Below are 22,693 nucleotides of genomic sequence, written 5' to 3'. Positions count from 1 at the left end.
AGGTGCAGGTATGAAAAAAACATTAATTTCAATATTGATTATCGGATTTAGTCTTACTTGCTTACCTTTAGTTACGTCAGCTTTAGAACCATTAAAGCAAGCAGGTAAAACAACACTTTATCAGCGAGTTCTTAGTACTCCGACGTGTGAATTGAAGAAGAATATTAATGATGCTAAAGGCCAATCAGTACCTGCGTTTTCTCGTTATTATGTCTATGAACGTAAAAATGAGAATAATCAAGAATGGTTGAATGTTGGTCCAGATTCTTACGGCAATACAGTTGGTTGGATTAATAATTCATGTGCGGTTGAGTGGAATATGCAATTGACTTTAGTGTTCACAAATCCAGTTGATCGTGACCCGCTGTTATTTTTTAAAGATAAAGCCTCATTATCCTCAATTGTTGATGCGGATAATCCTGAAACGTTATTAAAACCCATTCGAGACGCACTAAAAGAGAATAAAGCCGTACCACAGATTCTGGCTCAAGAACCTAAGGAATTTGTTGATTTCAAGAATAATTTTTATTTATTACCGATTTTACAAGGTGAGGAGGTAATGAATGGGCAAGGTTTTTATGAACGAATTTTAGAGGTGGCTTCAGTTAGTAAACAACAAGCGGTGGTTAAAAGTAATAATAAACCATCTACCTCATCTTCGGATGATAATACTAACCAAGTTGCTCCATTTAAAGCTGCAATTGTGTTTGTTATTGATTCAACGATTTCGATGGATCCTTATATATCGAGAACAAAAGAGGCTGTTGAACGAGTTTATCAGCGTATTGAAAAAGAGCAGTTACAAGATCAGGTTAAATTTGGATTGGTATCTTTTCGTTCAAGCTTAAAAGCTTCGGATAAATTGGAGTTTGTCAGTAAGATATTTGTAGATCCAAATCAAGTAAAAAATAAGGAAGAATTCAAAAAACTTAGTGCTTCTCTTAAACAAGCCACGGTCTCAACAACTTATTTTGCTGAGGACTCTTACGCGGGTGTTGCACAAGCGTTAAATGATATTAATTGGAATAATTTTGGCGCTCGATATATGATTCTAATTACTGATGCAAGCGCTATTCCTGGCGATGATAAGCTTTCAAGTACAGGTATGGATGCTGCTCAATTACGACTTGAAGCACAGCATAAAGGTGTTGCAATTTATGCTTTACATTTAAAAACGCCAAGTGGTGAAAAAGATCATCAAGTGGCCGAAAAGCAATATTCTGATTTGACCTATAACGATTTTATTCATAAGTCACTTTATTATCCTGTTAATGCTGGTGATGTAAATGAGTTTGGTAAAAAAGTAGATTCATTGGCTCAAGCATTATCAGAGCAAGTTAAATTAGCCTATAAAGGTGAGTCTTCAGTTGGTAATGCCCTTAATGCCAAAGATGATAATGACTCTAATATGTTAAAAGATGCTTTACTATTAGGTAAAGCAATGCAGCTTGCTTATTTAGGTGATACTAACGGAACTAAGGCTCCGTCAGTTTTTAAAGCCTGGATAGCTGATAAAGACTTTGTTAAACCGACAATCCCAACAGCAGAACCTAGAATTTTACTAACTAAATCACAATTAAGTGATTTAAGCGATATTGTAACTAAAATCGCTAATGCTGCTAATGATGGGTTAATTTCTGCCGATGATATGTTCTCACAATTACGTTCTGTTGCTGCTGCGATGGGGCAAGATCCAAGTAAATTAAAATCAGATTCAGTCACAAAAATTGCTGATTTAGGACTATTAGGTGAATATTTAGATAATATTCCGTATAAAAGTGATGTAACTAGTCTTGATCAAGAGACATGGAAAAGTATGAGTGGGATTGAACAAGAAAAATTCATACGTAATCTAAATAGTAAAGTACGTTATTACCAAAAATGTAATGCTGATGTTGATCGTTGGATATCACTATCTGAAGGTAGTGACCCTAGAGAAAACGTTTACCCGATTCCATTAGAAATGTTGCCATAAAATATGTTAACTATAAATAATTTGGTGATTTCTAGACCGATCGGTAAATCTTTTTTTAAGGTTTGTTTACCTGAGCTTTCGGTGAAAGCAGGGCAAGTGGTTGTCATTAAAGGTGATAGTGGTTGCGGTAAAAGTACTTTACTTGAGATGATAGGCTTGATTCTTAAGCCAGATGAAGTCGATTGTTATAATCTTATGGTTGATAATGAAACTTATGACATTGCTAATGTGATTCATCAGAATAATATTAATCAATTAGCCAATATTCGAGCGCAATATTTGGGTTTTATGTTACAAACAGGTGGATTATTACCATTTTTAAATATTAAAAATAATATTTTGTTATCAGCTAAAGTATTGCGAAAACCTGTTGATTCTAATCGATTTGACTATTTGGTTAATAAACTCAATATTGCTCATTTATTGAATAAATATCCAAAACAACTATCTATAGGTGAAAGGCAACGGGCATCTTTTATTCGATCTATTATTCATAAACCCGCGTTATTATTAGCTGATGAGCCAACCTCTGCTCTTGATCCTTATAATGCTAATTTGTTATTTGATTTAATAATAGAACAAGCTCAACAAGATAATATTGCTGCAATGATTGTTACACATGATTGGCAACGAATTGAAAATAAAGGGTTGTTCACTTTATCGGCAAAATTAACATCTATGCAATCGTCAGAATTTTTACCGTCCGTTATAAAGTAAGGTGTAAAATATGGATAAAGTAACATCAAAGTGGCGGTTTATTTCTCGATTATCATTGGCCGATTTATGGTATGACAAGAAAGTATCATTTTGTATTATTGCTTCAATAATATCAGTTATTACACCCTTGTTACTTTTGTTTAGTTTAAAATATGGTGTTGTTGCACAGCTACGCCATCAATTACTTAATGATCCACAAAATTTAGAAGTAAAAATTGTTGGTAATTTACAATTTGATCAGTCAATGTTTGATTGGATTAAAAACCAACCTGAAACTGCATTTGTTATTCCTCTTACACGTTCATTGAATACCCAAGCAGATATGTTTAAAGATTCTGGACATTTTGTTAATAATGTTGAAGTTCTTCCAACAGCAAAAGGTGATCCGATAACCCAAAATATGCCATTGATTAGTCAAGAAAAACAAGTTTTATTGAGCGCTCTAGCTGCTGAAAAAATGCAAGCAAAAATAGGAAGCCGAGTAAAAATGGTAATCACAAGGCAACTGGATGGCAAAATTGAAAAAGGTATGACGGAATTAGAGGTTATTGGCATTGTGCCTGAAACTTATTATGGACGTGCAGCCGGTTTTGTAAGTTTAGACCTTTTAATTGAAATGGAACATTTTTACGACGGTTTTCAAAGTGAAATTTTTTCAACCGGAACCGGTTTGGCTAATTCTACTTATCCTGATTCATTTGCCAGAGCGCGAATTTATGCCAATTCTCTTGATAATGTTGCGCCTTTATCATTGAAATTACGTGAAAAAAATATAGAAACTCGAACACAAGCAAATGCAATTGAAAATATGCAAGCAATTGATAAGGTACTTAGTTTTATTTTCAGCGTGATTGCTATTACCGCAATTTTTGGTTGTATATTATCCTTTAGTGGTTCATTTTTATCTAATATTGAGCGAAAGCGTAAAGATATTGCTTTTATGAGACTTATCGGATTTAAGTCTAAGGAAGTGATGTTTTATTTGCTTACTCAAGCGATGGCATTAAGTTGTTTAGCTTTTATTGTTTCATGTGTACTTTTTTTATTAGGGAATTGTACATTTAATCTGGTCTTAGGTAAAAATTTAGTTTCACAACCAATTGTAAGTCAATTACAATTTTATCATTTTATTATCGCATTTGTATTAACGTTATTTATATCATTTGTTGTTGTTGCGATAGGAGGACGAGGTGCTATTAGTATTCAACCAGCAGAAAGCCTACGCGAAGCGTAATTTTAGACCAGTTTTCTTGGCAATTGGATTAGGTTTAATTTCGAGTATAAGTTATGCTGAACCATGGGATAGTAAATTTTATAATCCCAAACCTTCAAATGATGACGTTATTTTACCTATGCCATGTGAAGGCAGTTTGGTGATGAAAAAAGTTTTTACACCAACACGTAAACTACTAGATGATGTCAAAATTGTTTTAGGTAGTAATAATAAAGAATTAGGTTTTGCTGAGTATGCGACTCCTAATTATATATCTGGTAGTTTTTCCGATGCTGGTAAGGAAAGGTATTTTCTTATTGGTAAATATGAAATTACTGCACTTCAATATCAAGCTGTTATGAATGATACTTGTCCAACCACTAAACCTAATCTTATTTTCCCAATTACTGAAGTTAGTTGGTTTGATGCCGTTGCTTTTACTGATAAATATAATCGATGGTTACTTAATCAATCTACAGTTAAATCAATTGATGTACCTAAAGGTTATGTTCGATTACCCAGTAATACTGAATGGGAATATGCAGCACGAGGTGGGTCTAAAGTTACGGAATCGGAATTTAGAGAATCAAGATTTCCTATGACTAATAACTTAGAAAATTATGCTTGGTTCTCAGGTGCTAAATCAGCAAATGGTAAATTGCAGCTTATTGGGCGATTAGAACCTAACCCTCTTGATATCTATGATATTTTGGGTAATGCAAGTGAAATGATGTTTGATTCATTCCGTATGAATAAGCTTGATCGTTACCATGGACAACAAGGCGGTATGATTGTTCGAGGAGGCAGTTATTTGACACCTGAATCCTCAATGACAACAGCTATTAGAACGGAAAAACCTTATTATGATGCTCAAAGTGCATATAAAAGCAAAGATGTTGGTTTTCGTTTAGTTTATACAAGTGAAGTTATTCAGTCGAATGATCTGGTAAAACAGCTCGATCAAGAATGGAACGAATTAGGTAATGGTGCTGGCATTTCGAAGAATGAGAATGTTGTCAATGAACTTGAAAAAATCACTAAACAAGTTGATGATGAAAAAACTAAAAAGGAATTAAATCAACTAAATGCCCTATTACGCAGCGCTAATCAAGCGCGAGATGAACAAAGAGATCGCTCGATTCAATCAGCACTACAATTAGGTGCTTTCCTCTGTGCTAATGTATCAGATTTGAATGATAAATTTGAATATAATAATAATCTGTATGAAACAATGACTGAAGAAATCTGTGATCCAAACGAAATAGATTCTTTAGATGATGAAAATATGTGCTCGAAAGTGAAATTAAATAATTTAAAAAATGTCTTAGATGAATCTAAAAAGGCGCGTGATTTTATACTAAAATATTATTCTGATACGATTGTAAATACTGCTACAAATTATGAAATAGACACGATTAATAATCAATCTAAACCCACACAATTTATTTTAGAAAATAGTGGTAAGGCTAATATGAGTGATTATTTAAAACTCTATTTCAAACATATTAATCAATATATTGAATCAGGGAAGATCGAGCGTTCCACTTGGCTTCAAACATGTAATGAAATAAAAGGGAAAAAATAATGAATAAACTAATAGTAACGATAACCTTATGTATCTCAATGGTTTTAACTGGTTGTCAGAATTCGGGTGGGGCAAGAACTAAAGGTGTAGATCCTACCTTAACTAAAAGTAATAGTGCTAAGTTCTTTAGTAAATCAGCATGGCAGTCTTGCGCTGTAGGTGCAGGTGTAGCTGGTGTTGGATGTTTTTTATTAGGTGGTAAAGCAGGTACTTGTATTGCGTCAGCTGCAGTGGGTTGTGGTGTAATGATGGGTGCAAATTACTATCTTGATACTAAACGTGCAGAATACGCTGATGCCGAAATGCGACTTGATGTTTATATTCAAGATGTTCAGCAAAATACTTATGAAGTTCAAGCTGTAACAGAAACAGCTAAAACTGTATTAGATAAAAATTTAGCAACACTTAAAACATTAAATAATCAAATTAAGTCACAAACAGTGAATAAAACCGAAGCTAAACGTGATTTAACTCAAATTGATGCTAACATTGCTTATTTAACAGATAAATTATCTCGTATGAAAAAAGTTGAAAGAGATTGGATATCAATTTCTGCTCAAGAACGACGATCAGGCGTAAACGTTTCAAAACTTGATAAACAAATTAACCAATTACATAAACAAATTGCTGTGCTTGAAAAGCAAGTCAACCTTGTTACTCAGCAACGCTCAGCAGTGAAGGTAAGCTAATATGAAAAAGATTTCACTTATTTTATTACTAAGCTCGCTCGTTTTTTTGAGTGGTTGTTCAACAACGCCAGAACAGTGCGATCCAACCAATACAAACATTGGTATTTTGGACAAAATTAGCTGTAATTATTCTGGTAATTATCAAGCTCGTATTGATAAGAAAGAACAAATATTAGAAAACGAGAAAAGAGCTAATGCGCAGTTTAGAGAAATTTACGCAACTATTGAGAGACAGAAAAACTCTACATCACTGAGTGTTAAACAAAAACAAGCTCAATTACAAAAATTAAAAACTGAGTTAACTCAGTTAACCAATGAGGTCAAAGCAAAAGCTAAAAATCGTAATGATCTTCAAGCTCAAGTTAAAGACATTGAACAGCAGATGAATAAAGTTAATAATTCAAATGCATCTGACATTGAAAAACAAGTTGAGTTAGATAAGTTAAATAAAAAGCTTCAAAGATTACAAAAAGCGTTAAATATTTGATTTGATATTGATTAACTAAAAAATTTGTTGAACATAGGGAAATAAAGAAACAATGCAGCGAATAACAAGAATTATATTTGATAATGGTGATCCTAATAAAGCGTCTTTGTTAGAACAATATAATTCTTTGTTAGCATTGTTAAAAAGAAATTTAACAGAGCGGACGTTTTCAATTTTAGGTATTCCTAAGTTAATTGATAATAATCAATATGTTGGTTGGTGTAGTAATCTTGAAGGTCAACCTGTCTTACTTAGTAATATTGAAAACGAGGAACATAAAAAGCAGATTGAAAAAACGCTATATACTCGGATTAATGACATTGAATTAGCGATTAAAACGATGTCATTAACAATCGAAGAACAAACTTTAATATCAACCTGGTTGCCGAGAATTAAAAGTTTGGGTAATACAATTTATGTTATCAACGATGATCCGGTTATAGTTAATACTTTTGAAGAGCCTATTTTACCTAAATCTCCTATAACACCACCGGTAGTTCCACCAAAATCATTTTGGCGGTGGTGGTATTTCTTGTTGCTTGCCTTATTTTTAATTGGATTGCTTGGTTTCCTTTGGTACTTCTTCTGTCCATATGGAAAAGAAAAAATACCTGAGCAAATAATTGCTCAAAATGTAGAAGAACATAAAACAGAACCAACTCCAATAGTTGAACCACCAAAAGAGCCTGAAATAAAATCGGTACCAGAAGATGTTAAAGTTAAACCAGAACCGGTTCCTGAACCTATTCCTGAACCTGCACCTGCACCAGTAGAAAAAGCAAAAGATTGTGTACCTAAAGAAGAAGTGCTCAATAATAAAGACGCACCTAAAATGGTTTTGATTTTCGATAATTCAGCTTCCATGACAATTACCTTAATGGAGTCACAAGCAAGTATTAATAAGTTTTTAAAAGCTAATTTTTATTCAATGACTCGGAAAGAAGCTGAAGCTTATGAAAAGCGGATGACCCGTTTACCTAATCGTTTATCAAAAAGCAAAGAAGTTGCAGTAACAAGTATTGATAAAATACAACAAAATATCGATATTTCACTTGTGACATTAACAAGCTGTCCGGCAGCACAAACAACACCATTTTATTCTTATCAAAATAGAGAAAAACTAAAAAATAAAATTAAACGATTGCGTCCTTTAGACTATAACAGTGCAACACCATTATACAGTGGTGTTAAACAGGCGAGTAAACTCCTTGATGGCGTTAATCGTGATGATTATATTTTAATTATCAGCGATGGTGAGGATAATTGTACTCGTGCTAATATTTGTACCCTTGCTACTAAAATTGCAGCAGAAAAACCACGTTTAAAAATAAATATTGTTGATATAGCTGGGCAACATAAAATAGATTGTGTTGCAAAAAGAACGGGGGGAAATGTTTATATAGCTAAAAGTCCAACAGAGCTTATTAATCAAATGAATAATGCAGTTTCAAATATGAATATTAGTAAGCCTATTTGCGAATAAAATACCGAGTAATTTTTAAAATTACCGGCTAATGATGAGGATTAAGTTAAGAAATGCAAAGAATAACTCGCATAGCTTTTGAACAAAGTAATTTAAACAAGATGCAGTTACTGGAACAGTATGGTTCTTTACTTTCAATACTTAAACCACATCTAACCGCTAGAACATATTCAATTTTTGCTACACCAAAATTAATTGAAGGCAATCAATATATAGGTTGGTATACAAATCTTGAAGGGCAACCTACCTTACTTAATGACATAATTGACGAATCTCATAAATCTGAAATTAAACAAACTCTAGCTACTAGAATCAATGATATTGAAACAGCAGCAAAATTAATTTCTTTAACTAATGAACAAAAAACTCTAGTTTCTTCATGGTTACTGAGAATTAAAAACCTAAAGAATAATATTTATGTAATCAATAATGAGCCGGTTATTGTCGATACGTTTGAACCTATCGAACTACCAATTGCTCCAGTAATAGTACCAAAACCTTTCTGGAAATGGTGGTATACTTTGATTTTAGCCTTACTTTTATTAGCAGCTTTAGGATTATTATGGTACTTTTTTAATCCTTTTAAAGAATCTAAAAACGTCGAGCCTATAACTGTCAAGGAAGAAAAAAAAGTAGAGCCAACTGTTGAACAACCAAAAGAACCAGTTATTAAGCCTCAACCAGAGCCTGAAGTAAAGCAAGAACCTAACGTTCCTGAACCCCAACCTGTTGTTAAACCAAAACCGGTTCCAGATCCGATTACTAATCCTGAGTCTAAGCCTGAAGTAAAACAAGAGCCTAAAGCTCCTGAACCTCAACCTGTTGTTAAACCAAAACCGGTTCCAGATCCGATTACTAACCCTGAGCCTAAACCTGAACCAAAACCAAAAGTAAAAAATCCACCAAATTGTATTACTAAAGAAGAATTAGCCAAAAATAGTAATCCATCTAAAATGGCATTAATATTCGATAATTCATTATCGATGACTGTAACTTTAGCTGAATCACCAATGGAAGTCGGGCAATATTTCAATTATTTAAGCTATGGTTATCCGAGAGGTATGTCTCAGCAAGATAAAATAGATTATGACAAACGAATGACGCGTTTACCCACTCGTTTATCAACCAGTAAAAAAGTTGCATTAACAAGTATTGATAAAATACAGCAAAATATTAATATTTCATTGGTGGCACTTAATGGTTGCCCAGTAGCCGATACTACGCCTTTTTATAATTATTCAAGTAGAGGTGCTTTGAAAAGTAAAATTAATAGATTAACACCAAGTGCTGCTGGTGGTGGAGGAACACCACTTTATAGCGGATTAGAAAAAGCCAGCCAAATGCTTGACGGTGTAAAACGTGATGATTATATTCTTATAATTAGTGATGGTGAGGATAATTGTACGCGTGCAAATATTTGTACTCTTGCTAATCATATAGCTACCCAAAAACCTCGTTTGAAGATAAATATAGTAGATATTGCAGGTGAACATAAAATAGACTGTATCGCAAATGCGACAGGTGGCAAAGTGTATATTGCACAAAGTCCTAAAGATATGATTAGGCAGATGAATAAAGCTGTTTCAGACTTAAAAATCAATAGGTCTGTTTGTCAGTAATTAAAGTTAATAGATGGTAATTTATCACATAAAATTACTTTTTAATTTTTAATAAATTTGCAAAAAAAACCAGACACAATGTCTGGTTTTTTATTAGATAATTAATTAGAAATCCAAATTAGCTGCTTTCAAGGCATTTTCTTCAATGAATAATCTACGAGGTTCAACCTCATCACCCATTAATGTAGTAAACAATTGATCTGCTTCAATGGCATCTTTAATGGTTACTTGTAACATTCTTCGGCTTGTTGGATCCATGGTTGTTTCCCATAATTGTTCTGGGTTCATTTCACCTAAACCTTTATAACGTTGGATAGTTAATCCACGACGAGATTCACGAATTAACCAATCAACTGCATCTTCAAATGAGCTAACTGGTTGTTTTCTCTCACCACGTTGTATAAATGCGCTTTCCTCAAGTAAATCTTTCAATTGTGATCCTAAATGGCAGATATTTCGATATTCATTACTATGAATAAACACTTGATCTAATGCATAATTAGTATCCACACCATGAGTTCTTACTTTAATAACAGGTATATACAATTCTGCTTTTTCGTTGTAATCCGCACTATAAAGGTAGGTACTACCGTGTTGTTCTTTATTAGATAGTTTTTCAACAATAGATTTTGCCCAATTTTCAGCTTTGTGTTGATCTTTCAAGATATTTTCATCTAATACTTCTTGATAAACTAATTCTGATAATAAGGCTTTAGGGTAGCGACGTTCCATTTTAGTAATTAATTTTTCGACTTTCTGATATTCGGCAATTAATTTTTCTAAAGCTTCGCCAGCTAAAGCTGGAGCATGGTCATTAACATGTAATGATGCATCTTCTAATGCCAAAGCGATTTGGAATTGAGTCATTGCATCGTCATCTTTAATATATTGCTCTTGTTTCCCTTTTTTGACCTTATATAGTGGTGGTTGAGCAATATAGACATAACCTCGTTCAATGATCTCAGGCATTTGACGGTAGAAGAATGTTAGCAATAATGTTCTAATATGCGATCCATCAACATCTGCATCGGTCATAATAATAATGCTATGGTAACGCATTTTATCTGGATTATATTCATCACGGCCAATGCCACAACCTAAAGCAGTAATTAACGTTGCTACTTCTTGTGAAGAAAGCATTTTGTCAAAACGAGCTTTTTCAACATTTAGAATTTTACCTTTTAACGGTAAAATTGCTTGGTTTCTACGATTTCGTCCTTGTTTTGCAGAGCCACCTGCAGAGTCCCCTTCCACTAGGTATAGTTCAGATAAAGCTGGATCTTTTTCTTGGCAATCAGCAAGTTTTCCAGGCAAACCTCCTAAATCTAAAGCGCCTTTACGACGTGTCATTTCGCGAGCTTTTCTTGCTGCCTCACGAGCTCTCGCTGCATCGATAATTTTACCTACTACAATTTTTGCATCTGAAGGATTTTCAAGTAAATATTCAGCTAGTTTTTCGCCCATTACAGACTCAACTGCTGATTTAACTTCAGATGACACCAATTTATCTTTAGTTTGTGATGAGAATTTAGGATCAGGCACTTTTACTGATACAACAGCAATTAACCCTTCTCGAGCATCATCACCTGTAGCACTAATTTTTGCTTTTTTGCTATAGCCTTCGGTTTCCATGTAGTTATTTAATGTACGTGTCATAGCGCCACGGAAACCAGCCAAGTGAGTACCACCATCACGTTGAGGAATGTTATTTGTAAAACAATAGATATTTTCTTGGTAACCGTCATTCCATTGTAGTGCAACTTCGACACCAATATTATCTTTCTCAGTACTAAAATAAAAAATCTTTGGATGAATTGGGTTTTTATTTTTATTTAGATATTCTACGAAAGCTTGAATACCACCTTCATAATGGTAATGTTCACTTTTACCTGTACGTTCATCGGTGAGTTTGATTGAAACACCTGAATTTAAGAATGATAGTTCGCGTAATCTTTTTGCCAGATGGTCATACACAAATTCAATGTTAGAAAAAGTTTCTGGACTTGGCCAAAAACGAACATATGTACCTGATTCAGTTGTTTCACCAATGATTTTTAGCGGTTCTTCAGGAACGCCTAAATGATAAATTTGTTTATGTATTTTACCTTCACGATAAATCACTAATTCTAACTTATCGGATAAAGCATTGACGACTGAAACACCAACACCATGTAAACCACCAGACACTTTGTATGAGTTATCATCAAATTTACCACCGGCATGCAAAACAGTCATAATAACTTCTGCTGCGGAAATACCTTCTTCTTCATGGATACCAGTAGGTATACCTCGACCATCATCTCGTACAGAAACGGAATTATCAGGATGGATTGTAACTTCAATATGGTGACAATAACCAGCTAATGCTTCATCAATGGCATTATCTACCACTTCAAAAACCATATGGTGAAGCCCTGTTCCATCATCAGTATCACCAATATACATACCTGGGCGTTTTCGGACAGCATCAAGTCCTTTAAGTACTTTAATGCTGGAAGAATCATAAGAGTTAGACATGGATTTCTCGACTTATTTGATTATTTATATCATTTTGTATATTTAAGAAATTATACCAGAATTTATGTGAAAAATCTTATCATTTTCATCGATCATATGGCTAATTTGCTCTTGATTAACCGCTGTAATGAAAACTTGAGATTGTGCTGATTTTAATCGTTTTGCTAATAAATTACGTTTATTTTTATCAAGCTCTGAAGCAAAGTCATCAATTAAGTAAATACAGGATTGGCCTGTTGTTTCTGAGAAATATTCACCTTGAGACAAACGTAATGCACACATGAGTAATTTTAATTGTCCCCGAGATAATAAATCTTCAACAGGAATATTATCTATTCGTAATTTTAAATCTGCTTTATGAGGACCTAGCGAAGTATAATTAATGAACTTATCTCTTTCAAATTGTCTATATAATATATCTGAATAACTGATTCCATGCTCCCAGCCCTGATAATATTGGCAATTAAGTTGATATTCTGGTAGAAAATCATGACAGGTTTGCATAATTTGAGGAAATATATTTTGACTATAACTAGCCCTAATCTGGCTGATTTTTTCTGCAATCGGTGCTAACTCTTTATCCCAAGGTAATAATTGATTATAGTTTGATGACTGTTTTAATAAAGCATTACGCTGTTTAAAGAGGCGTTTTAAGTTATTCCAAAGTGATACAAATTCAGGATAGTGATGAAAACACCCCCAATCTATAAAAGCACGGCGATATTTTGGTCCTCCGGTAAGTAGATCAAATCCTTCAGGCGTAATAAGTTGAATTGGTAATAATTTAGCTAAATCCGTCAACCGAAATCCTTCGTCACCATCAATTTTTATCGTATTATCGTTATGGCGTGTTTTTGATAAACCTATTGTTCGAGTTTTTTGTGCAGATTCAATTTGACTAAATAATACTAACTCTGGTTTTTCATGTTGTATTATTCGATTGGATTGAATATGTCTAAAAGCTCGACCATGTCCGAGCATATAAATCGCCTCTAGTAGGCTGGTTTTTCCGCTACCATTATCACCAACTATATAATTAAAATGTTTGGATAATGATAATTCAGCATAATCAATATTTCGAAAGTGATAAATTTTGATTTGAGAAAGTGTCATGTCGGTAAAGTTTCCGGCCGAGGCCGGAAGTTTAAATGATCGTTAATTATAAGCGCATTGGCATAACAACATAAGTTGCAGATTGGTTGTTGATATCTTCAATTTGCACACTTGATGTTGCATCGGTTAATAATAATTGGACGCTATCGCATTTTAATGTGTTTAATATGTCCAATAAATACGTTACATTAAAACCAATTTCAAGCTCTTGAGATTCGTATTTTACATCAATAACTTCTTCTGCTTCTTCTTGTTCAGGATTGTTTGCAGTAATTTTAATCTGATTGCTATGTACATATAATCTTATGCCGCGAAATTTTTCATTTGAAAGAATCGCAACACGAGATAAAGCATTTCTTAGTTCTTCACATGATACTTCAAGTGGTTTATCAGGATTACGAGGCATTACACGTTTATAATCAGGAAATTTTCCATCAATTAGTTTTGAAGTAAAAGTAAAATCGCCAAGACTAATACGTAAATTATTGTTACCAATTTGCATATTAACTAGCTCATCATTATCACCAACTAGTTTTGCCAGTTCAATTACGCCTTTTCTTGGTAAAATGACTGAACAGCATTCAGAGATCTCATGACCAACAGGTTGAGCACACACAGCTAATCGATGACCATCAGTTGCAACGGTTTTTAATAGACCATCTTCAATTTCAAATAGCATACCATTTAAATAATATCTTACATCTTGGTTAGCCATTGAGAATTGAACTGCGTCTATAAGTCGTTTGATAGTCTTTTGAGGTATAGAAAGTTCAACATCACTTTGCCAATTTTCTAGATTAGGAAAATCTGATGCAGGTAGTGTAGATAAAGAAAATTTACTTCGACCTGACTGAATAATCAATCGATTATCGTCAACGCTTATCGATATTTGAGCATCACTAGGAAGATTTCGACAGATATCAAGAAACTTTCTAGCTGGAACAGTTGTAGCACCCGCTTCACTAGGCTCTGTTAGGGGAATATGAGAAATCATTTCAATTTCTAAATCTGTTCCCGTCATGGATAGCGTGTTTTCACTCACCTGCAATAATAAATTACCTAAAATGGGGAGGGTAGGTCGGCTACCTAATGGTGCACTAACAAGTTGCAATGGTTTGATAAGTTTTTCACGATCTATAATAAATTTCATAGTGTTAATTCTTTTTTAAGTTGATAATGTTCGAATTAAATTGGAATAATCCTCTTTAATGTCATTGCTTTCTTCTTTTAACTCTGCGATCTTCCGACATGCATGTAATACTGTTGTATGATCTCTTCCACCAAAACCATCACCTATTTCTGGAAGGCTTTTGTTGGTTAGCTCTTTCGCTAACGCCATTGCTACTTGTCTTGGTCTTGCGACAGAACGAGAACGGCGTTTAGATAATAAGTCAGAAACTTTAATTTTATAATATTCAGCAACCGTTTTTTGAATATTTTCAATAGTAATCAATTTTTCTTGTAAGGCAAGTAAATCTTTTAAAGCATCTTTGACAAAATCAATGGTGATAGATTTGCCTGTAAAATTAGCATTGGCAATAACTCGATTAAGTGCACCTTCTAATTCTCTTACGTTTGATCGTAGTCGTTTAGCAATGAAAAAAGCGACCTCTTCAGGTAATTTTATTTTGTTTTCGTCTGCTTTTTTCATCAAAATAGCCACTCGAGTTTCAAGTTCTGGTGGTTCTATAGCGATGGTTAATCCCCAACCAAACCTTGACTTTAAACGATCTTCTACACCATCAATTTCTTTAGGGTAACGATCCGAGGTTAGGATAATTTGTTGGTTGCCTTCTAACAATGAATTAAATGTATGGAAAAACTCTTCTTGTGAACGCTCTTTATTTGCAAAAAATTGAATATCATCAATAAGGAGAGCGTCAACAGATCGATAATAGTTTTTAAACTCTTCAATAGCATTATTTTGTAAAGCTTTGACCATGTCTTGAACAAAGCGTTCTGAATGCATATAAACAACTTTAGCGTTAGCTTTACCTGCCATAATTTCATTACCAACAGCATGTAACAAGTGAGTTTTTCCTAAACCTGTTGAGCCATATAAAAAAAGAGGGTTGTAAGCTTTTCCTGGATTTTCAGCTACTTGTTTAGCTGCTGCAACAGCAAGTTGATTAGATTTACCTTCAACAAAGCTGTTGAAAGTATGCTTATGATTAATACCCGAATAATAAGTGTGATTATTATTATTCTCTTTTGTTGTTTTCCAAGAAGGTACAACATCAGATTTATTAATTTTAGATTTTTTTTCTACAGATAAAGTTGAACCAACTTCCAAATATAATTTTAGTGAATCATTACCCAGTAAATTATTCAATAATTGCGAGATAGTCGTTAAATATTTATTTTTAACCCAATCTAATACAAATCTGTTTGGAGCATAAATATAAAGTTTATTCTCAACCATTTCCACTTGTAACGGTCGAATCCATAAATTGAATTCTGTTGTAGGAAGCGCTTCTTGTAATTGAGAAAGACAATCTTGCCAAATCGAGGTAGACATGGCTACTCCTTTAATTGGGATACTAACAATACTGGAATAATTATAATCTTTTTTGTGGATAATTTGTAGGGTTCAAGCAAGATATAATTTAATTATTAACATATAAATGAAAAAACCCAGCCGAAGCTGGGTTCAAAGGTGTAATTAATAACAAAAACTATTTTGTTTGATCAATTACTTGGACCTCTTGCACGTTACGTGCTTTAACTTCAATTTCAACACGACGATCTGGTGCTAAACATGCTTTTAAGTCAGCGCCACGAAGTGCATTACATTTATTACCAGTAACTGGTTGTGCTTTACCCATACCGCGTGAAGTGATGATTTCAGCTGGAACACCTTTTTGAACTAAATAGTTCAATACAGTGTGTGCACGACGTTCTGATAGTTTTTGGTTATAGCTATCTGAACCGATACGGTCAGTGTGACCAATTACTACGATAGCACTTTGAGTTGGGTTAATTTTAACAAGAGTTGTTAATAAATTATCAAGTGCTTGACGACCTTCTGCTTTTAGATCAGATTTTGCATAAGCAAATAGCACATCTTCATTTAAAACATAACGATTTACTTCAGTTTTGATTTCAACTGGAGCTGCAACAGATGGAGAACCTAAACGGTAAGTAATACCTAAGCTTACAGTTCCTGCATCTGGAGATGCGTGAGTTTTAGTATGAATATGTTGAACATATTGGTATTCTAAACGAGTAGAGAAATCTTCGTTAAGACGATAATCAAGACCTAAAGCATAAACTGGTGATAAATCAGTTTTTGTTTTACCACGGCCGTAAGCTTCTTTGATATCACCACTATTTTTCCATTTAGCAATAGTTACCATTCCACCTGCACGACCATAAATATCTAAATCGTCAGAAATGAATGATAGTGGGTAACTTAATTTACCAGTTAAAGAAACGCCTTGTGCTGAAACTTTACTATTACCAGCGTTAGAATGATCACCAAGATAAGTTCTTTTATATTTTGCAGAACCTAACCAATCATAACCTAATTCAAAAGCTAAGTAAGGATTAGCTTGGAAACCAAGGAAAGCACCGCCAGCAACATTACTTCTATTAGAAGTTTTAATACCAGCTTCATCTTTATCATAACCACGAACTTTATTTGCGTCTAAATTATAAAGTTCTGACCAACCTAATTTAGCACCTACATAAAAAGTATTGTCTTCATATGCAGCGTTAGCGGCAGTAGCGGTTAAACTTGCAACAGCCATTGCTAGAGCTAGAGTTGTTTTTTTCATTTTTTTGCCTCAACTTATTTGTTGTAATAGACGTTGTTTAATTTGCTTTTATTGTTTAATTTTACTTAATTTTTACGGTGTTTTATACTTAATGACCAATTATGTTACACATAATCTATTACGTATTATAGCACAATTATTATTCGGATCTAGAATAATTGATAATATATTGTAAAAAAATTAAACAATCTTATTTATAATAATATATAAATCGTTAATTGAGTTTGATAATGTGTTAGCCATAATATAGAAATCAGCTTCTAAACGTTTATCAAATTCATCAGATCCAATATCTTCATTTTCATCTAAAATAACAGAATCAAATTTAATTCTTTTCAATGTTAAGTCAGGATTAATAATAAAATTGATTCCACGTTCATCAATGATTTTAAGTTTGGTGACCCATTTACCAGAATCTAAATGAACTAACATTTCATCACTTGTAATATCTTGATTTTTACAACTGATAATCCCATTACCCTCAAGTGGATCTTTTAATTCTGCTTCATCACCCAATATAAAAGGAGGAAAACTAAGTTTTTCTCTAACCCAAGTTGTCATAATCTTTTCAAGCGGTTTTTCGATGGAAAGAGGCGTTAATGCTAATGCTCCAAGTTCTTTCCGTAAAATCGCTAGAATATCTTCAGCAAGTTTAAAACTACTGCAATCGATAATAATCCTTTTATTTTCAATGTCGATCCATAACCAATAATAGTTATATTTGCTAAATGCTCTAGGCATTAAATCGATCATCACTTCATCTTTTAATGTCGCTTTTTCATTTTTACTAAGTTTACGGCTTAATGCCTTCTCTTGCTTGTCAATCTTCTCATTTAAGGCTTGTTTGATGACAGGTGCAGGTAAAATTTTAGTTTCTTTCTTTATTCTTAATAATAAATGCCCTTGCATATCAATAATAAAATCATCCAAATTGTTATCATCGTAAGGGGATACCCAACCCATTTTGGTGGTATCTAAATTACCACAAGGAGAAAATAAAGCAGATTTGAGTGCATTTTCAATAGTCTGTTTATCCAGTAAATTATCATTATTAAGTTGATAGATAATTGCGTTTTTAAACCAAAGCATAGTGTAATTTTTCCAAAAATTAATTCATGAAAATTATTTAATTAAAATAATTAAAATAATTAAAATAAGATTTTCACAGAAAATAAAGTATTATTAATAAGATTTAATAAAAGTATTAAAATTTATAAGATAAGCCCATATAAATGGATGTTATCGTACTATCATCAACCATAGGGCTGTCAGCTGCATCACCAGTTAGTTTATCAATATGAATTCCGCCAAAAGTAGCGATATTATCTGTTAAAGAATATTGCGCACCGATTTCAAAGTAAGGTGTAAAAGAACTATCTGCATTGAAATAGCGTAATCCTGAACGTGAAGATTCTTTATGAGATACACCATAATAATAGTCATTATGTTTACCATCAGCCCAGTTTATACCAATAGTAGGTGCAATAATTAAATTACCTTGTATATAAGGAACAGTATAGTCGGCATTAACTAAGATTCCATTACTATTATTGAGCATATCAGCGCCAATACTACTTGAAAAAATACCCCAATTAGTGGTGATATCATAATCAATTTCAGCTAACACAGTGGAATGACGACTATTAAGTTGTCTTAACTTATGATTGTCAGAATCATGAGGTTTAAATTCATTAGCAAGATAACGAACGCCAAATGATAAACTTTGATTATCGTTGTTAAAAGCGTAAATACCAGCTGATAGATCATCAATAAAAAAATAGCCATTATCATAATCAATATGAGGAACCGGATAGTAACTTGAACTATAATTTTTATATGGTGAGTTAGACCAACCCAAACCGACGCCTAATGAAGTAGGATCTGCTGACGCAATATGAGTATACCCTAAAGGAAACATTGATAATAGTGAGATTATGCAGCTTAATTTTTTCATTTTGATAACCACTCATACTGATATGATTTAAGACAATTATTGTAGTTATTTTGTCACTCAAGGCTTGTTGTCACAAAATCTATACATTAAATGTACATTGTTACAATCCATTTTCTCTGATAATAATGCCACATTTTGTCATATTTGAATATGGATTAGTGAGATAAATTATGAGTAAACCAACTTTAGAAATGATTAATAGTCGTCCCGACGATGCAACGTTATTAGCGGATGAAGCAAAATACTGTTCATTTGGTGATACCGTGCATTATGTTGAACCACCAAAGATTTTTGATGGTTGTGAAGGTAGTTACATGTATGATAAAGAAGGTAAAGCCTTCCTTGATTTACAAATGTGGTACTCTGCTTGTAACTTTGGTTATGCTAATGAGCGTTTAAATAACGTACTTAAAAAGCAAATCGATACTTTACCGCAATGTGCTAGCCAGTATTTACATCCAACTAAAATCGAATTAGCAAAAACAATTGCTCAAGGTATGGAACAGCGATTCGGTTACCAAGGACGAGTTCATTTTAATGTTGGTGGTTCACAATGTATTGAAGATTCATTAAAAGTCGTTCGTAATGCTACTGGTGGTAAATCCCTGATGTTTGCATTTCAAGGTGGTTACCATGGTCGTACTTTGGGTGCATCTTCAATTACTTCGAGCTACCGTTACCGTCGTCGTTATGGTCATTTTGGTGATCGTGCAATGTTTGTACCATTCCCATATCCGTTCCGTCGTCCAAAAGGAATGACAGCAGAAGAATATGGTGAACACTTAGTTGCTGAGTTTGCACGTTTATTTGAAACTGAGTATCACGGTGTATGGGATCCAAAAGTCGGACAAGCAGAATATGCTGCATTTTATGCCGAACCATTACAAGCAACGGGTGGTTATATTGTTCCTCCTCGTAATTACTTTAAAGGTCTGAAAAAAGTTTTAGATCAATATGGTATTTTATTAGTTGTTGATGAAATTCAAATGGGCTTTTATCGTACTGGTAAATTATGGTCAATTGAACATTTTGATGTTAAACCTGATGTGGTGGTATTTGCGAAAGCATTAACTAATGGTTTAAATCCATTAGGTGGTTTATGGGCTCGTGAAGAGTTAATCAATCCAGAAGTATTCCCAGTTGGCTCAACCCACTCTACGTTTGCTTCAAATCCTTTAGGTACCGCAGTTGGCCTAGAAGTATTAAAAATGACTTCTGAAACAGATTACGAAAAAATGGTAATGGATAGCGGTGCATATTTCCTTGAAGGATTAAAAACACTTGAGAAGAAACATAAAGAAATAGGCGAAGTTGATGGCCTAGGTCTTGCACTTCGTGCTGAAATTTGTACCGAAGATGGATTTACAGCTAACAAAGCATTAGTTGATAAAATGGTAGATATTGGTATGTCAGGTGATCTTGATTGGAAAGGTAACAAAATGGGCTTAGTGCTTGATATTGGTGGTTATTACAAAAATGTTATCACTTTTGCTCCTTCATTACATATTACTCGTCAAGAGATTGATCAAGGTATTGAACTACTCGATCAATTAATTACTCGAGCTAAAAAAGAACTTTAAGTCTTAAATCAAAATAATCCCGCTAATATCAATTAGCGGGAATTTCAGATCATTTATAGAAAGTTATGCGATATATCAATCAATTAGAACCTAATGAATTAATCAACAATTTTCTTTCTCATCCTCCGCGAGAGTTTACTAGCTGGATGAGTGAAGACGGTATACCTGCTTTTTCCGCTAAGTTTGATTTGCTCATAACTGCTGATGATGATTTTAAACATAAAGTTCATAAATTGCCTTTTTATAAAAAATGGCGGCATTGGTTACAACCAAAAACATGCTTTGTGGGTACAACCGTTTCAGAATATAGTTTATTGACTAATAAAATCGATGCGCATCAATTAGCTGACAATGTTAAGGCAGCTTATACAAAAAAATATCCATTTGTTATTGTCAAAGATTTGCCATCCGATTCACCTCTGCTTAGTAAGCAGGATAATCAATATTCTAAACAGATTATTGGTTCCTTAAAAGAACGGGGGTTTATTGAAGTTGAAGGACAAGCTTTAGCTTGGGTTCCAATTGATTTTGAGTCGATCGATGATTTTTTTGCAAAACTATCATACAGTCGTCGTAAAAATTTAAGAAGAAAGCTAAAGTCCCGTGAAAAATTGGAGATTAACATCTTACAAACTGGTGATGATTGTTTTTTTAATGAGGCGACTCTTGATCTATATTATCAACTTTATCTGAATGTATATGAGCAGAGTGAAGTACATTTTGATTTATTAACTAAGCCATTTTTCACCCAATTACTGCAAAGCAAATCCTCAAATGGACGTATTTTTACTTATCATCATAATGGACAATTAATTGGTTATAACATCTGTTTTGTAGTGAACAATGTTTTAATCGATAAATATATAGGAATGGTTTATCCTCAAGCAAGAGAATTAAACCTCTATTTTGTTAGCTGGTTTGTTAATCTTGAATATGCATTACAACAAAAACTTAGTAATTATGTTGCAGGTTGGACTGATCCAGAAGTTAAAGCTTCTTTAGGTGCTAGTTTTACCTTAACTAAACACTTAGTTTATATACGAAATCCTTTATTAAGGGCAGTTTTGCGTAGATTAATTAGCCATTTCGAAACTGATAAGGAGAAAGTAGCATGACATCGCTAGTTATCCTTAACTTTGATCACAGTGTAGGTGAAATTGATAATGCTAAAACGATTGATTTTACTCAGTGGCAAGATGTCATTCGCTTTGGTTGTAGTACAAAAAAATTCCAAAATTTTAAAAAGGTATTACAACAATCATTACCAGAAAGCTATGGTACGGTATTAATGGGTAGCGGTGATTACCACCATATTTCGTTATTACTTATTGAGCAGCTAGCTAAGCAATATACAGAAGAAAATCCCATTGAAGTAGTTATTTTCGACAACCATCCAGATAACATGCGTTATCTGTTTGGCATTCACTGTGGATCATGGGTTAGCTATGTGGCTAGTTTACCTTTTGTTAGCCATGTACATGTATTAGGAATTACATCACATGATATTGGCTTATGGCATTTTTGGGAAAATAGATGGTCACCATTGTTTCATAAAAAACTGACTTATTGGAGCATGGATGTTAATGTCTCTTGGGCTAAGAAAATTGGTTTAAGTCATGCTTTTCGCTATTTTGATTCGCCAGATGATCTTATTACTCAGTTTCTATCCGAACAATACCGTAATACTAAACCGATATATTTATCGATAGATAAAGATGCCTTAAGTGAAGAAGTTATTCATACCAATTGGGATCAAGGAAAATTACAAACCTATCATTTATTAGATACTATTACATCTATTAAGCCTCGGATTATCGGTAGTGATATCACGGGCGAATTATCGATATGGCAGCCTAAAAATTGGTTTAAGAGATTACTAAGTTCACTGGACAAACAGCCCGAAATATCATTAGAAAAGTTAAATGATTGGCAACAAGAACAACATCAACTTAATTTAACATTATTAAAAGCTTTAAAAACCTAGC

18 protein-coding genes are annotated in these 22,693 nt (G+C 33.4%); 11 read left to right on the top strand and 7 right to left on the bottom strand.

The annotated features are described in order from the left end of the window. The first annotated feature begins 10 nt into the window (after window positions 1–10). The 8 genes from J3U24_RS05670 to J3U24_RS05635 are packed head-to-tail and all read left to right on the top strand — an operon-like array spanning window position 11 to window position 9,768. Complete coding sequence (locus J3U24_RS05670; protein ID WP_065734941.1) at window positions 11–1,975, top strand: vWA domain-containing protein; 1,965 nt, start codon at window positions 11–13, stop codon at window positions 1,973–1,975. Window positions 1,976–1,978: 3 nt separating this feature from the next. Next, window positions 1,979–2,692 carry an ABC transporter ATP-binding protein gene (locus tag J3U24_RS05665; protein WP_267337359.1) on the top strand — a complete coding sequence of 238 codons (714 nt, stop codon included), beginning with the start codon at window positions 1,979–1,981 and terminating at the stop codon, window positions 2,690–2,692. Between the two features lie 10 nt (window positions 2,693–2,702). Next, window positions 2,703–3,926: an ABC transporter permease gene (locus tag J3U24_RS05660; protein ID WP_267337360.1), complete on the top strand. Its 1,224-nt coding sequence runs from the start codon at window positions 2,703–2,705 to the stop codon at window positions 3,924–3,926. Then, entirely contained in the window at window positions 3,883–5,490 is a 1,608-nt protein-coding gene (locus tag J3U24_RS05655; RefSeq protein ID WP_267337361.1) for an SUMF1/EgtB/PvdO family nonheme iron enzyme, read from the top strand. The genes J3U24_RS05660 and J3U24_RS05655 overlap by 44 nt, the downstream gene beginning before the upstream one ends. Beyond that, on the top strand, window positions 5,490–6,179 hold the full coding sequence (locus J3U24_RS05650) for a hypothetical protein (protein WP_065562892.1): 690 nt from the start codon (window positions 5,490–5,492) through the stop codon (window positions 6,177–6,179). Before J3U24_RS05655 ends, J3U24_RS05650 begins: the two co-directional genes overlap by 1 nt. Window position 6,180: 1 nt before the next feature. Next, window positions 6,181–6,666 (top strand): hypothetical protein, encoded by a 486-nt coding sequence (locus tag J3U24_RS05645; RefSeq protein ID WP_065562891.1) that lies wholly within the window; start codon window positions 6,181–6,183, stop codon window positions 6,664–6,666. A 52-nt stretch (window positions 6,667–6,718) separates the two neighbouring features. Next, entirely contained in the window at window positions 6,719–8,149 is a 1,431-nt protein-coding gene (locus J3U24_RS05640; RefSeq protein WP_267337362.1) for a VWA domain-containing protein, read from the top strand. A 53-nt stretch (window positions 8,150–8,202) separates the two neighbouring features. Further along, window positions 8,203–9,768 (top strand): VWA domain-containing protein, encoded by a 1,566-nt coding sequence (locus J3U24_RS05635; RefSeq protein ID WP_267337363.1) that lies wholly within the window; start codon window positions 8,203–8,205, stop codon window positions 9,766–9,768. A gap of 105 nt (window positions 9,769–9,873) precedes the next feature. Here the strand turns inward: J3U24_RS05635 and gyrB are convergent, their stop codons facing one another. The 7 genes from gyrB to J3U24_RS05600 form a co-directional block, all read right to left on the bottom strand. Next, window positions 9,874–12,285 carry a DNA topoisomerase (ATP-hydrolyzing) subunit B gene (gene gyrB / locus J3U24_RS05630; protein WP_220225268.1) on the bottom strand — a complete coding sequence of 804 codons (2,412 nt, stop codon included), beginning with the start codon at window positions 12,283–12,285 and terminating at the stop codon, window positions 9,874–9,876. Between the two features lie 42 nt (window positions 12,286–12,327). Continuing rightward, window positions 12,328–13,398, bottom strand: a complete 1,071-nt coding sequence (gene recF / locus J3U24_RS05625) for a DNA replication/repair protein RecF (RefSeq protein WP_065562887.1) — start codon at window positions 13,396–13,398, stop codon at window positions 12,328–12,330. 46 nt (window positions 13,399–13,444) lie between these two features. Beyond that, a complete protein-coding gene (gene dnaN / locus J3U24_RS05620; RefSeq protein ID WP_065562886.1) occupies window positions 13,445–14,548 on the bottom strand; it encodes a DNA polymerase III subunit beta in 1,104 nt (367 codons plus the stop codon). 15 nt (window positions 14,549–14,563) lie between these two features. Further along, entirely contained in the window at window positions 14,564–15,916 is a 1,353-nt protein-coding gene (gene dnaA / locus J3U24_RS05615) for a chromosomal replication initiator protein DnaA (RefSeq protein WP_065562885.1), read from the bottom strand. Between the two features lie 157 nt (window positions 15,917–16,073). Then, on the bottom strand, window positions 16,074–17,174 hold the full coding sequence (ompA, locus tag J3U24_RS05610; RefSeq protein WP_065562884.1) for a porin OmpA: 1,101 nt from the start codon (window positions 17,172–17,174) through the stop codon (window positions 16,074–16,076). A gap of 180 nt (window positions 17,175–17,354) precedes the next feature. Further along, on the bottom strand, window positions 17,355–18,263 hold the full coding sequence (locus J3U24_RS05605; protein WP_267337364.1) for a recombination-associated protein RdgC: 909 nt from the start codon (window positions 18,261–18,263) through the stop codon (window positions 17,355–17,357). A 115-nt stretch (window positions 18,264–18,378) separates the two neighbouring features. Beyond that, window positions 18,379–19,128 (bottom strand): MipA/OmpV family protein, encoded by a 750-nt coding sequence (locus J3U24_RS05600; protein ID WP_081299519.1) that lies wholly within the window; start codon window positions 19,126–19,128, stop codon window positions 18,379–18,381. Between the two features lie 170 nt (window positions 19,129–19,298). Here J3U24_RS05600 and J3U24_RS05595 point away from each other — a divergent pair, with 170 nt between their 5' ends. The 3 genes from J3U24_RS05595 (at window position 19,299) to J3U24_RS05585 (ending at window position 22,692) form a co-directional block, all read left to right on the top strand. Further along, the gene (locus J3U24_RS05595) at window positions 19,299–20,708 is read left to right on the top strand and encodes an aspartate aminotransferase family protein (RefSeq protein WP_110422514.1); all 1,410 of its coding nucleotides are present in this window, start codon (window positions 19,299–19,301) and stop codon (window positions 20,706–20,708) included. A gap of 65 nt (window positions 20,709–20,773) precedes the next feature. Then, window positions 20,774–21,823 (top strand): GNAT family N-acetyltransferase, encoded by a 1,050-nt coding sequence (locus J3U24_RS05590; protein WP_267337365.1) that lies wholly within the window; start codon window positions 20,774–20,776, stop codon window positions 21,821–21,823. Further along, entirely contained in the window at window positions 21,820–22,692 is an 873-nt protein-coding gene (locus J3U24_RS05585) for an arginase family protein (RefSeq protein WP_267337366.1), read from the top strand. Before J3U24_RS05590 ends, J3U24_RS05585 begins: the two co-directional genes overlap by 4 nt. Window position 22,693: the final 1 nt, after the last annotated feature.

This window comes from Gilliamella sp. B2785 (assembly GCF_026537005.1).
Taxonomy (GTDB): Bacteria; Pseudomonadota; Gammaproteobacteria; order Enterobacterales; family Orbaceae; genus Gilliamella; species Gilliamella apicola_E.
The sequence above is the reverse complement of the archived record's forward strand: the minus strand, read 5'-3'. Positions and strand labels throughout refer to the sequence as shown.

Coding starts and splice junctions, on each gene's coding strand:
- J3U24_RS05670 (WP_065734941.1), top strand. CDS start 11: ATGAAAAAAACATTAATTTCAATATTGATTATCGGATTTAGTCTTACT.
- J3U24_RS05665 (WP_267337359.1), top strand. CDS start 1,979: ATGTTAACTATAAATAATTTGGTGATTTCTAGACCGATCGGTAAATCT.
- J3U24_RS05660 (WP_267337360.1), top strand. CDS start 2,703: ATGGATAAAGTAACATCAAAGTGGCGGTTTATTTCTCGATTATCATTG.
- J3U24_RS05650 (WP_065562892.1), top strand. CDS start 5,490: ATGAATAAACTAATAGTAACGATAACCTTATGTATCTCAATGGTTTTA.
- J3U24_RS05645 (WP_065562891.1), top strand. CDS start 6,181: ATGAAAAAGATTTCACTTATTTTATTACTAAGCTCGCTCGTTTTTTTG.
- J3U24_RS05640 (WP_267337362.1), top strand. CDS start 6,719: ATGCAGCGAATAACAAGAATTATATTTGATAATGGTGATCCTAATAAA.
- J3U24_RS05635 (WP_267337363.1), top strand. CDS start 8,203: ATGCAAAGAATAACTCGCATAGCTTTTGAACAAAGTAATTTAAACAAG.
- gyrB (WP_220225268.1), bottom strand. CDS start 12,285: ATGTCTAACTCTTATGATTCTTCCAGCATTAAAGTACTTAAAGGACTT.
- recF (WP_065562887.1), bottom strand. CDS start 13,398: ATGACACTTTCTCAAATCAAAATTTATCACTTTCGAAATATTGATTAT.
- dnaN (WP_065562886.1), bottom strand. CDS start 14,548: ATGAAATTTATTATAGATCGTGAAAAACTTATCAAACCATTGCAACTT.
- dnaA (WP_065562885.1), bottom strand. CDS start 15,916: ATGTCTACCTCGATTTGGCAAGATTGTCTTTCTCAATTACAAGAAGCG.
- ompA (WP_065562884.1), bottom strand. CDS start 17,174: ATGAAAAAAACAACTCTAGCTCTAGCAATGGCTGTTGCAAGTTTAACC.
- J3U24_RS05605 (WP_267337364.1), bottom strand. CDS start 18,263: ATGCTTTGGTTTAAAAACGCAATTATCTATCAACTTAATAATGATAAT.
- J3U24_RS05600 (WP_081299519.1), bottom strand. CDS start 19,128: ATGAAAAAATTAAGCTGCATAATCTCACTATTATCAATGTTTCCTTTA.
- J3U24_RS05595 (WP_110422514.1), top strand. CDS start 19,299: ATGAGTAAACCAACTTTAGAAATGATTAATAGTCGTCCCGACGATGCA.
- J3U24_RS05590 (WP_267337365.1), top strand. CDS start 20,774: ATGCGATATATCAATCAATTAGAACCTAATGAATTAATCAACAATTTT.
- J3U24_RS05585 (WP_267337366.1), top strand. CDS start 21,820: ATGACATCGCTAGTTATCCTTAACTTTGATCACAGTGTAGGTGAAATT.